Source organism: Streptomyces macrosporus (assembly GCF_039533145.1).
Classification (GTDB): domain Bacteria; phylum Actinomycetota; class Actinomycetes; order Streptomycetales; family Streptomycetaceae; genus Streptomyces; species Streptomyces macrosporus.
The window spans coordinates 20,306-32,785 of the sequence record NZ_BAAASZ010000052.1 but is presented as its reverse complement, the minus strand read 5'-3'; the positions used below and the strand labels follow the sequence as shown (position 1 = coordinate 32,785).

10 protein-coding genes are annotated in these 12,480 nt (G+C 73.4%); 2 read left to right on the top strand and 8 right to left on the bottom strand.

Annotated elements, in window-relative coordinates; genetic code table 11:
• Positions 1-524: 524 nt before the first annotated feature.
• The 7 genes from pheA to ABD335_RS29475 all read right to left on the bottom strand — a co-directional run bounded on the left by pheA (position 525) and on the right by ABD335_RS29475 (position 8,093).
• A complete protein-coding gene (pheA, locus tag ABD335_RS29505; RefSeq protein ID WP_344329018.1) occupies positions 525-1,463 on the bottom strand; it encodes a prephenate dehydratase in 939 nt (312 codons plus the stop codon).
• A gap of 56 nt (positions 1,464-1,519) precedes the next feature.
• Positions 1,520-2,788, bottom strand: a complete 1,269-nt coding sequence (efeB, locus tag ABD335_RS29500; protein ID WP_344329016.1) for an iron uptake transporter deferrochelatase/peroxidase subunit — start codon at positions 2,786-2,788, stop codon at positions 1,520-1,522.
• A gap of 82 nt (positions 2,789-2,870) precedes the next feature.
• Positions 2,871-5,003 (bottom strand): copper resistance CopC/CopD family protein, encoded by a 2,133-nt coding sequence (locus tag ABD335_RS29495; RefSeq protein WP_344329015.1) that lies wholly within the window; start codon positions 5,001-5,003, stop codon positions 2,871-2,873.
• A 10-nt stretch (positions 5,004-5,013) separates the two neighbouring features.
• On the bottom strand, positions 5,014-5,475 hold the full coding sequence (locus ABD335_RS29490; RefSeq protein ID WP_344329014.1) for a copper chaperone PCu(A)C: 462 nt from the start codon (positions 5,473-5,475) through the stop codon (positions 5,014-5,016).
• Entirely contained in the window at positions 5,472-6,164 is a 693-nt protein-coding gene (locus ABD335_RS29485) for an SCO family protein (protein ID WP_344329012.1), read from the bottom strand. Before ABD335_RS29485 ends, ABD335_RS29490 begins: the two co-directional genes overlap by 4 nt.
• Before the next feature lie 98 nt (positions 6,165-6,262).
• The gene (locus ABD335_RS29480; RefSeq protein ID WP_344329010.1) at positions 6,263-7,057 is read right to left on the bottom strand and encodes a YcnI family copper-binding membrane protein; all 795 of its coding nucleotides are present in this window, start codon (positions 7,055-7,057) and stop codon (positions 6,263-6,265) included.
• Between the two features lie 151 nt (positions 7,058-7,208).
• Entirely contained in the window at positions 7,209-8,093 is an 885-nt protein-coding gene (locus ABD335_RS29475; protein WP_344329009.1) for a hypothetical protein, read from the bottom strand.
• 260 nt (positions 8,094-8,353) lie between these two features.
• On the opposite strand from ABD335_RS29475, the gene ABD335_RS29470 reads away from it, so the two are divergent.
• Positions 8,354-8,887 (top strand): ATP-binding protein, encoded by a 534-nt coding sequence (locus ABD335_RS29470; RefSeq protein WP_344329007.1) that lies wholly within the window; start codon positions 8,354-8,356, stop codon positions 8,885-8,887.
• 572 nt (positions 8,888-9,459) lie between these two features.
• The gene (locus ABD335_RS29465; RefSeq protein ID WP_344329006.1) at positions 9,460-10,701 is read left to right on the top strand and encodes a right-handed parallel beta-helix repeat-containing protein; all 1,242 of its coding nucleotides are present in this window, start codon (positions 9,460-9,462) and stop codon (positions 10,699-10,701) included.
• Positions 10,702-10,920: 219 nt separating this feature from the next.
• On the opposite strand, the gene ABD335_RS29460 is transcribed toward ABD335_RS29465, so the two are convergent.
• Positions 10,921-12,396 (bottom strand): aminopeptidase P family protein, encoded by a 1,476-nt coding sequence (locus ABD335_RS29460; RefSeq protein ID WP_344329004.1) that lies wholly within the window; start codon positions 12,394-12,396, stop codon positions 10,921-10,923.
• Positions 12,397-12,480: the final 84 nt, after the last annotated feature.

Here is a 12,480-nt window from a genome sequence, read left to right as displayed (position 1 = left end):
TACCGTTATGCCCTTTTTGGGAGTTTCTGGAAAAACGGAACGGAGAGAGCGTCAAGGGAATTCCCGGTGTCACCGTACCGGGGGTTTCGAGGTGTGGACGTGGACGGAACCGCCGCCCGGAAAGGAGGGCGAGGAGCGGGGAGGGAGGCCGCCGTCGCCGGGTGGGGGGAGGGGGTGGCGGAGGAGCGGACGGCCGGAGTTATCCACAGGAGCCGAGGATGGAACCCTGTTTTCCACAGGTGCTCTGGACACCCTGTGGAAGAAGGAGGGGGTGGCGGCGCCCGGATATGCGCTCGGCCATCAATTCCCCTTCTTCACCTCATCTACACACCCTTTCGGATGGAAATGCCGTCCTTTCGGGTGTCGATCGCGATGTTTACCCCAAGGAGTGCCGTTCTGCTCGCCTATGCCCCTTGGGGAAACAGAAGAGAGCTTTGTCCCTAATGCCCTTTTTGTGAGAATGCGTTGTGCACAGGTCACCCACAGGGCCTGTGGATAACTCGTGTGGATCTCCGGGCCGTTCCTCAGGCACGTCCGTCGATGCAGCGCGCCAGCCAGTCCGACGCCTCCGCGAAATCCTCGTCCGTCGTCCCCTGCCGCAGCGGCGTGACCTGCGACGGGTCGAGACCCGCCCGCGGATACGACCCCAGGAACCGCACCTTCGGACAGATGCGCCGCAGGCCCATCAGCGCCTCGCCCACCCGCCGGTCGGCGATGTGCCCTTCGGCGTCCACCGAGAAGCAGTAGCGGCCGATGCCCTCCCCGGTCGGCCGCGACTCGATCCGCACCAGGTTGACGCCCCGCACCGCGAACTCCTGGAGCAACTCCAGCAGCGCGCCCGGGCGGTCGTCGCCGAGCCAGAGGACCAGCGAGGTCTTGTCCGCGCCCGTCCGCGCCGCGGGCCGCCCCGGACGGCCGACCAGCACGAAGCGCGTCTCCGCGTTCTCCGCGTCGTGGATGTCGGTCACCAGCGGCGTCAGGCCGTACGTCGCCGCCGCGAACTCGCCCGCGAACGCCGCGTCGTACCGCCCCTCCTGGACCAGCCGGGCGCCGTCCGCGTTGGAGGCCGCCGACTCCCACTGCGCGTGGGGCAGGTGCTCCGCCAGCCAGCGGCGCACCTGCGGCTGGGCGACCGGGTGCCCGGTCACCGTCTTGATCGACTCCAGCGTGGTGCCGGGCCGCACCAGCAGCGCGAACGAGATCGGCAGCAGCACCTCGCGGTAGATCATCAGCGGCGTGCCGGTGGCCAGCTCGTCCAGGGTGGCGGTGACCCCGCCCTCCACCGAGTTCTCGATCGGCACCAGGGCGCCGCCCGCGTCCCCGTTCCGCACGGCGTCCAGTGCCGCGGGCACCGACACCATCGGCACCAGTTCCCTGGTGGCCGACTCCGGAAGCGTGCGGATCGCGGCTTCGGTGAAGGTGCCCTCGGGGCCCAGGTAGGCATAGCGGCTCGCTGGTGACATACGGCCACAGTAACGGCGCGGCCGGCCGGCCACGTGCCGGTCTCGGCCTTCGGTCGTCACCCCTCCAACAGCCGCTGCCCGACGTACTCGCCCTCGCCGGCGCCGCCCGGCACCGCGAACAGCGCGCTCGCCTCGTGCCGGATGAAGCGGGAGAGCGCGTCGCCCCGGTCCAGCTTGCGCTGCACGGGCACGAAGCCCTTCAGCGGATCGGCCTGCCAGGCGATGAACAGCAGCCCGGCGTCCGGGGCCCCGTCGTCGCGGAAGCCGTCGTGGTACGAGAAGGAGCGCCGCAGCATCGCGGCACCGCCGTTGGTCTCCGGCGCCGACACCCGGACGTGGGCGTCGGCGGCGATGGCGAGGTCGCCGTCCGCGTTCCGCTTCTCCAGGTCCACCGGGGTGGTCTCGGAGCCGCCCGAGAGCGGGGCGCCGTCGGACTTGCGGCGGCCGAGCACCTTCTCCTGCTCGGCGAGCGGCGTCCGCTCCCAGTCGTCCAGCAGCATCCGGATGCGCCGCAGGACCGCGTACGAGCCGCCCGCCATCCACGCCGGATCGCCGCCGGCGGGCACGAAGACCCGCCGCTCGAAGTCCTCGTCGGTCTCCTTGGGGTTGTTGGTGCCGTCGATCTGGCCCATCAGGTTCCGGGGGGTGCGGGGGCCGGCGGTGGCGCCGGGGGAGCGGTTGAAGCCGTTCATCTGCCAGCGCACCCGCGCCGTGCCGTCCGCCTCGCGCTGGAGGGCGCGCAGCGCGTGGAAGGCGACGAGGGCGTCGTCGGCGCCGATCTGGATCCACAGGTCGCCGTCGGAGCGCCGCGGGTCCAGGGCGTCGGACGAGAACGGGGGCAGCGGTTCGAGGGCGGCGGGGCGGTGCGCCACGAGGCCCGTGCGGCCGAAGAAGCTCCGGCCGAAGCCGAAGGTGACGGTGAGGGAGGAGGGCCCGGCGTCCAGGGCGATGCCGGTGTCGTGCAGCCGGGAGGAGGGAGTCTCGCCCGCCATCAGCGCCTCGGCCGTCCGCGACCAGCGGCGCAGCAGCGCGGCGGCCTCCTTGCGGCCCGCGTCCGCGGCCAGGTCGAAGGCGATCAGGTGGCCGTGCGCCTGGGCCGGTTCGACGATGCCGGGCTGGTGGGCGCCGTGGAACGGGACGCGGCTGCGTCCGACCGTGGCCAGGTCGGTGGGCGGCTCGGTCGCGGCGGCCGTGCCCAGGGCGCCGCCCGCCGCGCCGAGCACCAGCCCGGCGGCGCCCGCCGCGCCCGCGGTGCCGAGCAGACGGCGGCGGGAGGGGCCGGTGGGACGCTCGCCGGAGGGGGTGTCGGGGTGGTGCTTGGTCATCGCTTCTCTGTTCCGCGGTTCTTCGGTGGTGCCGAACGGTGTGGGCTTCGGGGGGTGTCGTGGGTGGCGGGGCTCGTGGGTGTCAGGGGAGGAGGAAGGTGGCCTTCTCGGTGACCTGGTCGATGTCCGAGGTCCGCACCGTCACGGAGGCCCGCCAGGTGCCGGGCAGGGGGAGCTGGAACCCGTCGGCCGTCCAGTGGCCCCCGACGACCTTCTTCAGGGGGACGCTCAGCGGGCCGATGTCCCGGGCGTCCAGGGTGAAGGAGACCTTCGCCTCCGGGACGTCCATGGGCCGGCCCTCGGGGTCGGTGATCCGCAGGTGGACGGTGTTGTCGCCGCTGCGGCCGGGGTCGATGTCGAGCTGGGCCGAGCCCTTGCCCCGGGGGCCGCCGGTGTCGAAGGGGGTGACGAGGGAGACGGGCTTGGTCCCGACGGACGGCTGCCCGGCCGTCGCCGTCCCCGCCCGCTCGGCGGCCTCCGCCGTACGGGCCGGCTCGGTGCCGGTGAGGACGGTGGTCACGATCAGCACGGCGACCGCGACGGCCGCCTCGACGAGCACCGACCGCCGCAGCCCGGACCGCACGGGGTCGGCGTCGCGCTCCCGCCTGCGCCGGGCGGCTTCCGCCGCGGCGCGCTGGCGCGCGAGCTGCGCGGCGCGTTCGGGGGTGAGGCCGGCGGACTCCCCGTCCCGGTCGGCCGGTGCGGACCGTTCGGCGCCGACGGCGACGGGGGCCTTCCGCTCGTCGGCGCCCTCGCCGCTCTCGGCGTTCTCCGTGTTCTCCCCGTCCTCCGAGCGCTCCGCCGCCTTCCCCGCCGTCGCATCCGTCGTGCCCGTCGCGTCCGTCAGCCGGGCGGTCCAGCGGCGGGAGGAACGGGCGATGCCCACCAGCAGCACCACCAGGGCGACCTTGACCAGCAGCAGCCGCCCGTACGAGGTGGAGGTGAGCGCCGACCAGCCGCCGACCTGCCGCCAGGACTGGTAGAGGCCGGTCGCGGCGAGGACGGCCACGCAGCACAGGGCGAGCCGAGAGAAGCGCGTCACCGCCTCGCGGGGGACCGAGGGGCCCCGCCACAGGGCGGCGAGCAGGGCCGCCAGGCCGCCCAGCCAGGCGGCGACGGCGAGCAGGTGGACTATGTCCACGGGGATCGCGACCCCGGTCTGGATGCCGGTCGAGGCGTGCTCGGCCATGGCCCAGGTCGAGGCGAGCCCGACGGCGACGACCGCGCCGCCGACGGCCAGCCCGAAGGTCAGGTCGCGCCGGTCGCGCCGCGCCCGCTCGCTCTCGTCCCCGCCGCTCCCGGCACCGTCGGGGCCGTCAGGGCCGTCAGGGCCGTCGGCGCTCGCCGCGCCCTGCCGCGCGTACATCCCGAAGAGCACCGAGACGAACAGCGCCGCCGCCGCGAGCAGCAGCAGCCGGGAGACGAGCGCGGTGCCCTGCCGGGTCTCCAGGACCTCGCGGATCACGTCCGGGTCGAGGGCGTCGCCGAGTCCGCCCGAGCCGGTGTACGGGCCGCGCAGCAGCAGCGTCGCGATGGTGGCGGCGGTCAGCGTGATCCAGCCGGTCACCGCCAGGCGCTGCACCGGACGGACCCGGGCGGCGCCGGACCAGCAGGCGAGGACGAAGGCCGCCCCGCCGACGAGCAGCAGCCAGCCCGTGTAGGCCGCGTAGCGGGCGGTGTCGTACAGCATGCCGACCGGGCCGCCGCCCGGCTCCTCCCCGGACACGGTGACGGAGGTCTCGGAGGGCGCGCCGACGGAGAAGGTGAAGCCGCCGGCGATGGGGTGGCTGTCGGCCGAGACCGCCCGCCAGGCGACGGTGTACGTGCCGTCGACCAGGCCGTCGCGCAGCGCCACCCCGTAGCGGAAGCCGTCCCCGCCTCCGTCGCCCGCCCCGGCGGGCCGTTCCCCCGGCTCGCCGGTGTCCACCCGCTTGCCGTCCGGGGCCAGGACGCGGATGGAGTCGTCCGACAGCGCGACGCTCTCGGAGAAGGTGAGCGTCACCTCGCGGGGCGCCTCCTTCACCACCTCCCCCTGCGCCGGGGCGCTCCCGGTCAGGACGGCGTGCGCGCCGGCCGGGGTCGCGCCGCCCGGCAGGCCGAGCACGCCGAACACGGCGAGCAGTGCGGCGAGCAGGACGGCCCGCAGGGCGGGGCGGACGCGCGGCGGTACGCGCGAGGGGGACCGGGGCGCGGTGTGGGGGGCGGCGGTGGTCATGGCGGTGACCTCACTCTGGGTGGCTGCCGGGGACGTGGTTGGTCGCTTCGACCGGGATCTCGACCGTGATCGGGTCGGACTTCTCGAAGCGCAGCTCCACCGACACCTTCTCGCCCTGGTCGGGTCTGCGGTCGAGGTCCATGAACATCAGGTGGTCGCCGCCGCGGCGCAGCTCCAGGGCGCCGCCCGCGGGCACGGGGAGCGAGGCGACCCGGCGCATCGTGCCGTCGGCGGTCGTGTGGATCTGTACGTCGTCGGAGATGTCGCTGCTCACCGAGGTGAGCCGGTCGTCGGTGTCGCCGTCGTTGCGGATGGTCAGGAAGCCGCCCGCGGTGTCGGCGGTCACCGGCCGGGGCAGGTAGGCGCCCTCCACGGTCAGCTCCGGGCCGGAGGCGCCGCAGGCGGTCGCGCCGGCGAGCAGGGCGCCGGCGAGGGCGAGCCCGAGGGCGCGGCGGGTGCGGGGCCGGCTCACGGGAGCTTCCCGTCGACCAGCTTGGGCAGGTCCTCCTCGTACACCTCGACGGGCACGTCCGAGGTGTACAGGACGTGTGCCTTGTCGTCCTTGGGCAGGAAGGCGAGGACCTGGGTGCCGTGGGTGGAGACGACGTCGCCGTCCTTCTCCACCACCGGCGGCTCCAGGCTGATGCCCAGGGTGCGGGCGCCGGCCTGGATGGTGTCGAAGTCGCCGGTGAGGCCGATGAAGTCGGGGTCCTGGGCGCGCAGCCACGTGCCGAGCGACTCGGGGGTGTCGCGCTCGGGGTCGGAGGTGACGAAGACGACGCGCAGCTTCTCCTGGTCCTCCTTCGGCAGCTTGGACTTGGCGACGGCGATGTTGCTCATCGTCAGGGGGCAGACGTCGGGGCAGTGGGTGTAGCCGAAGTAGATCAGGGTCGGCCGGCCCTTGGTCTCCTCGATCAGGTCGTAGGTCTTGCCCTCGGTGTCGGTGAGGACCAGGTCGGGCTTGTCGAAGGGGGTGCTCAGGACGGTGCCGCGCTTCACGGAGTCGCTGGACTCCACGGAGACCGGGGCCTGGTCGGAGCCGCCCGTGCCGTCGCCGGAGGCGCCGCAGGCGGTGGAGCCGGCGGCGAGCAGGACGCCGGCGAGGGCGAGCCCGAGGGTGCGGCGGGTGAGCCGGGTCCGGCGGCGCGGGGTGTGGTGCATGGTGTCGTTCTTCCTTGCGGTGGTGGGTTGTCGGCGCGGGGCCCGGGAAGGGCCCGGCCCTCGCGGGGGAGGGCGCGGACCCTTCCGGGCCGCGGCCGTCAGGAGGTGCGGCGGCGTCCGGCCAGGACGCCGAAGGCGATGCCGCCGACCCCGGCGACGATGCCGATGACGGCGAGGACGCGGGCGGTGGTGTCGGAGGCGTCGCCCGACTCCGCGGCGTTCTCCGTCGTGTCGTCGGCGTCGGCGGCGGTCTCGGCGTCGGCGCCGTCCTCGGCGGCGTCGTTCTCGGCGGCGTCGTCACCGCCGTGGCCGTCCCCGTCCTCGGCGGGGACCAGCCTCAGCACGGGCGCCGGGTGCTCGGGCTCCTCGCCGTCGTCGGTGGGCTCCTCGATCCAGCGCACGACCTCCTTGTTGTCGTACGTCTGGACGGCCTTGAGGACGAGCCGGTCCACGTCCTCGGGGAGCTGCCCGACGGAGACGGGGAACTGCTGGAAGGTGCCCGGCTCGATGCCGCCGTCGGTCTCCGTCCAGGTGATCTTGGAGGGGACCTCGTCGAGCTGCCGGCCGTGGACCTCCAGGGGCTTGTCCAGCTTGGTCCTGGTGACCTTCACGTCCCAGCCCGGCACCGGCTGCGGCATCACGGAGGCGAGCGGGTGGTCGGCCGGGAAGGTGAGCTCCACCTTCACGGTCGAGGCGTTGTCGCGCTCGTTGGGGACCTTGACGTCGATGGTGGCGTAGCCGCCCTGCTCGGCCTCGTCGGGGTTGACGGAGACGTGGGCCGCGGCGGGCCCGGCGAGGGCCACGACACAGGCGGCGGCGACGGCGCCCGTGGCCGCGAGACGGCGGGCGGACGGCGCGGGGAAACGCGTCGGGAAACGCAACGGGAACTGCATGCTGATGACACTCCTCGTACACGGGAGAACACGCTCCCCGGCACGGTGGCGGGCTCGCGTCGGAGACCCACCGGCCGGGCGAGCCCGGGCGTGGTGCGCGCGGCGTCGGCGCACACCTCACCCCCGGGTACGGAAGTGGGGGGTGTACGCGTCAGGCCGCGAGGGCGAGGTCGTGCGAGGAGGGCGGCGGACCGCGCCGGACCACCGCGTGCGTCGGCACCAGGGAGTGGGGCGGCACCGGGTCCGGTGCCCCGTCGGCGCGGGGAGTGCCCGGCGGCACGGCGCCGTCGGGCAGCAGCCCGCGGTACAGGGCGCGCACCCAGCGCAGCGCCGTGCGCAGGGCCCGTACCAGGAGCACGCCGGCGAAGCCGTCGCCGAGGTGGGCGGAGAGCCGCACCAGCCGCCACAGCGCGGCGTCGCCGCGGCGCAGCAGCCAGCCCATGGCGAGCGCGGCCAGCAGGTGGCCGAGCAGCATGGGGCCGGAGAGCAGGGAGAGGGCGGTGCGCACGGCGGCCTGGAGGCACTCGGCCGGGCCGTCGGCGCCGGCGATGCCCGGCGGGACGTGTCCGCCGTGGAGGGACGCGGCCTCCGCCGTCGTGGTGTGCCGTGCCGTGTCGGGGAGTCCGGCGGCGGCGACGATGCGGCGGGCCTCGGCCTCGGTCAGGGCGGACGCGGCCCTGTCGTCGCAGAGCAGCCGTCCGGCCAGGGCCAGCAGCCCGTCCCGGCCGCCGCTGCCGCCCGGGGCCTGCCCGGTCGGGGCCGCCTGCGTCGACTGGCCGTAGGAGAAGAGGCAGTGGAGTGCCGTCTGCCCGAGGGCCAGCAGGGCGCTGATGCCGGGGAGGGAGCGCTCGCGTCCGGCCAGCGGCGCGGCGACGGCGAGCACGGCCACGAAGCCCACCCCGACCGTCCACGGCGGCAGACCCTGCCCGGCCGCGAACACGTGCCCGGCCGCGGACAGCGTGACGCAGACCGCGGCGAACACCGCGGCCCGAAGCAGTCGCAGGTCGGCGGCGGCGCGCGCGACGGGGGCTCTCATGGCCGAACCATCATCTCATCACCCGTTCGGCCCGGGTACGGGGCAGGGGGCTCCCGGGCGGCGCCGGGGGGGCGACGCGCTCTCCCCGCACTCCTGCACGACGGGAGAAGACAGGGCATTGATCGTTTCTCGTACATTTTCCGTATATGGACGAACACGCTGCGTCCGCCGAATGAGCGGTAGCGCGTCAACCCCGGGCTTACCGTCCGTGCCTCGGGCAATACGTAGGCGTATGTCGAGCCGCAGCCAGGAGGCTGAGCATGAGCATCTGGTGGTCTCTCCACTTGCGGCGCGAGGCCGCGAGCGTTCCGCTCGCGCGGCGGCTTCTGCTCGGCGCGATGGAGGCGGCGGGCGTCGACCCCGACGTCTCCTACGACCTGTCGGTCGCGCTCTCCGAGGCGTGCGCGAACGCGGTCGAGCACGGCGGACCGGTGGGGGCCGGGACGTCGGGCGCCGGGGAGTTCCACGTGACGGCGTACCTCGACGACGACATGTGCCGCATCGAGGTGACCGACCACGGGCCGGGGTTCGCGTACGTGCGCGGCGGCCCGCCCGGCGCGGCGGACCCCTCCGGCTCCCCGCCCGCCGGGGACGGAACCCACGGCGGAACCCGTGACGGGGTCCGTGACGGGTCCCACGACGGGGTGCACGCCCCCGAGCACGGCAGGGGGCTGTTCCTGATCGAGGCCCTCGCCGACCACGTCGACTTCCGCAGCCGGCCGGGCAACGGAGCCGTGGTCTGCTTCGACAAGCTCCTCAAGTGGAGGAAGGACGCGCTGCTGAGGGTGTCCTGACCGGAATCCGACCGGACGGACACCGTCCGTCGTCCGCCCCGTGCCGGGCTCGCCGCCCGGCACGGGGCGGACGCGTGTGCGGGCCCGGCGCTCCGCCCTCGCCCGTCGGGTTCCCCCGTCGGATTCCGGACGCCCGGGGCTTCCCCGGCCGGCTCCGGGCGGCTCCGGGCGGTGTCGGCGGGGTGAGGGCCGAGGGCCGAAAGAGGGGAAGTCGCCACGCCGTTCCATCCCCCTTCCGGCCGACGCCCGGAGGAGTTCCGCGCGGGACCGGCCGCGGACGGCGGGATCGCCCCCGATGCCGCCGGACCGCCCGGTCCACGGGCCCGCGGCCCGGTTTCCCCCAGGGTCCGAGGCCCCGCGCCCCCATGCCCGGAACAGCGGAATTCCTACTCGGGAAGCGGATTCTCCCAACGGCGCAGGACGAGTTGCCGCGTCTGGTGCCGAGGTCGAAGGTCTAAGCAGGCCGGCGATTCCGGAATGGCACCGTCCGATCACGCTCCGGAATCGCCGCCGCAATCCACTGCGGACCCGATCGTTCGGTGTGCCCTCGATTCCAGAGAAAAGGCAAGGACATGAAGAAGAAATTCTTCCTGTCGGCGTGTGTGGCGCTCGCCGCGGCACTTCCGGCCGTGCCGGGTCACGCGGCCCCGGCGGAGATCGTCGTCGACGACGACCTCGTCCAGTGTCCGAACGCGGACTTCATGGCGATCCAGGACGCGGTCGACGCCGCCCCCGCGGGGAGCCGGATCAAGGTCTGCGCCGGCACGTACGACGAGGTGGTGAACGTCGACAAGAGCCTCCAGATGACGGGAGCGCGCGCGCCGAGCGCATGCGACAGGGACCGGGCGCCGGACCCGACGAAGGACTCGATCGTCCAGGGGAGGAACTCCTCGGGAGGCGTCGTCAACCTGATGGCGAACGGGGTGCTGTTCCGGGACTTCACCGTCCGGAACAACACCGCGGGACCGGGCATCGCCACCGGCGGTTCCTTCTCCGGTTACCAGGTGGAGAGGAACGTGATCCGGGACAACGTCTTCGGAATGCACCTCGACATCCGCGAGGCGAACGAGCAGAACGAAGTCGAGAAGAACTGCATTCGCGACAACAACCGGCCGGGCCCCGAAAGCGGTTATGGAATCCTCTCGGACCGGGGACTGGACTTCACGGAGATCCTCGAGAACTCCTTCTACCGGAACGAGTCCGCGGCGATCGCGCTCGCGGGCGACAAGCCGGGCGACATCTCCGACGTCGACGTCGAGCGGAACACCTCGAGGCAGGACGGCTCGCTGCTCGTCATCACGAACTCGGTGGACAGCGAGGTGGAGCGGAACCGGGTCCGGGACAGCGCCGGAGCCGCGCTCTTCGTCGGCTACGACAACGACTGGCTCCAGATCCAGTACAACGACATCGAGGGAAGCGCCGGCGGTCTGCGCACGAGCACGGAGTCCGGCGGGGTGCCGGGCGCGGCGGCGAGCGGAGGACCGAGCACCGACGTCAAGATCATCCGCAACCACGTCGACGGGGCGACCGTCGGCGACGGCATCGGCGTCAGCCCGGACTCCCTGTCGCGGTCCGTCATCTCGCACAACCGGGTGGCGGACAACTCGCGCAGCGGCATCCGCATCGACGCGGGCGAGAACGAGGACAACCTCCTCGCCCACAACCGGCTGCGGGACAACGGCGAGCACGACTGCCACGACCGCACCGAGGGCAACCGCACCGCCGGCACGGCGAACACCTGGCGGAAGAGCACCGGCCAGACCGAGAACAGGCCCGGCCTGTGCGACCGGACGCCCGCCCCGGGAGGGTCCTGACGGCCGAGACGGTGCCGTTGACGGCCGATGGCGGCCGATGGCGGTCGGTGACGGTCGGTGACGACCGATGACCGCATTGACGACGACAACGGACGACAGCGCCGATGACCGCACGAACGCCGGCCCCGGCACGCCGGCGGTGTGAGCGTCACCGAACGGGAGGCTCCCCGGACGACCGTCCGGGGAGCCTCCCGTTCCACGCGGTGGTGCCGGCGAGGATCAGCCGCGCAGGCGCGCCATCCACGCCTCGACCTCGTCCGAGCGGCGCGGCAGCGCGGCCGAGAGGTTCCGGTTGCCGTCCTCGGTGACGAGGATGTCGTCCTCGATGCGCACCCCGATGCCCCGGTACTCCTCGGGCACCGTCAGGTCGTCGGGCTGGAAGTACAGGCCCGGCTCCACCGTCAGGCACATGCCCGGCTCCAGCGTCCCCTCGGCGTACGTCTCGCGGCGGGCGACGGCGCAGTCGTGGACGTCCATGCCGAGCATGTGGCCGGTGCCGTGCAGCGTCCAGCGGCGCTGGAGGCCCAGCTCTAGCACCCGCTCCACCGGACCCTCGACCAGGCCCCACTCCACCAGCTTCTCGGCCAGCACCCGCTGGGCGGCGTGGTGGAAGTCGAGGTACTTCGCGCCCGGCTTCACCGCCGCGATGCCCGCCTCCTGCGCCTCGTAGACGGCGTCGTAGATCTTCCGCTGGAGGTCGGTGAAGCGGCCGTTGATCGGCAGGGTGCGGGTGACGTCGGCGGTGTAGAGGGTGTGGGTCTCCACACCGGCGTCCAGCAGCAGCAGGTCGCCGGAGCGGACCGGGCCGTCGTTGCGCACCCAGTGCAGGGTGGTGGCGTGCGGCCCGGCGGCGCAGATGGAGCCGTAGCCGACGTCGTTGCCCTCCACGCGGGCGCGGAGGAAGAAGGTGCCCTCGATGTAGCGCTCGGAGGTGGCCTCGGCCTTGTCCAGCACCCGCACGACGTCCTCGAAGCCGCGCACGGTGGAGTCGACGGCCTTCTGCAGCTCGCCGATCTCGAAGTCGTCCTTGACCAGACGCATCTCGGAGAGGAAGACCCGCAGCTCCTCGTCGCGCTCGGCGGTCGTCTTGTCGGCGAGGGCCGCCTCGATCCCCGCGTCGTGGCCGCGCACCACGCGGACGTCGCCGGAGGCGGCCTTCAGCACGTCGGCGACGGTGCGCACGTCCTTGCACGGCAGGCCGTAGAGCCGCTCGGCCTCGGTGAGGCTGTGCCGGCGGCCCACCCACAGCTCGCCCTGGCCGTCGAGCCAGAACTCGCCGTTCTCGCGGTTGGAGCGGGGCAACAGGTAGAGGACGGAGTCGTGGCCGCCGTCGGCCCTCGGCTCCATGACCAGGACGCCGTCCTCGGTCTGGTTGCCGGTGAGGTAGGCGTACTCCACGGACGACCGGAAGGGGTACTCGGTGTCGTTCGAGCGCGTCTTGAGGTTGCCCGCGGGGATCACCAGCCGCTCGCCGGGGAAGCGGGCGGAGAGCTTCGCGCGCCGCTCGGCGGTGCGGTCGGCCTGGGGAATCGGCTCCAGGTCGCGCAGCTCGGTGTCGGCCCAGCCGGTCCGCATGTTCTCGGCGAGTTCGTCGGAGACACCCGGGTACAGGCCGTTCTTGCGCTGCTTGATCGGTTCTTCCGAGGTCGGTTCGCCCTGCTCGTCCGGGATCTCCGGCGTCTGCTGGTCAGCCACGTCCCTGCCTCCTCCTGCTGGTGGTGTGGGCCTCGTGCGGGCCGTTTCCCATCGTAGATCCGTGCGGTTTTCCGGGGGTACGGC

Bases quoted from the DNA above. Each gene is read 5' to 3' on its own strand.
- pheA (WP_344329018.1), bottom strand. From the start codon at position 1,463: ATGTCACCAGCGAGCCGCTATGCCTACCTGGGCCCCGAGGGCACCTTC.
- efeB (WP_344329016.1), bottom strand. From the start codon at position 2,788: ATGACCAAGCACCACCCCGACACCCCCTCCGGCGAGCGTCCCACCGGC.
- ABD335_RS29495 (WP_344329015.1), bottom strand. From the start codon at position 5,003: ATGACCACCGCCGCCCCCCACACCGCGCCCCGGTCCCCCTCGCGCGTA.
- ABD335_RS29485 (WP_344329012.1), bottom strand. From the start codon at position 6,164: ATGCACCACACCCCGCGCCGCCGGACCCGGCTCACCCGCCGCACCCTC.
- ABD335_RS29480 (WP_344329010.1), bottom strand. From the start codon at position 7,057: ATGCAGTTCCCGTTGCGTTTCCCGACGCGTTTCCCCGCGCCGTCCGCC.
- ABD335_RS29475 (WP_344329009.1), bottom strand. From the start codon at position 8,093: ATGAGAGCCCCCGTCGCGCGCGCCGCCGCCGACCTGCGACTGCTTCGG.
- ABD335_RS29470 (WP_344329007.1), top strand. From the start codon at position 8,354: ATGAGCATCTGGTGGTCTCTCCACTTGCGGCGCGAGGCCGCGAGCGTT.
- ABD335_RS29465 (WP_344329006.1), top strand. From the start codon at position 9,460: ATGAAGAAGAAATTCTTCCTGTCGGCGTGTGTGGCGCTCGCCGCGGCA.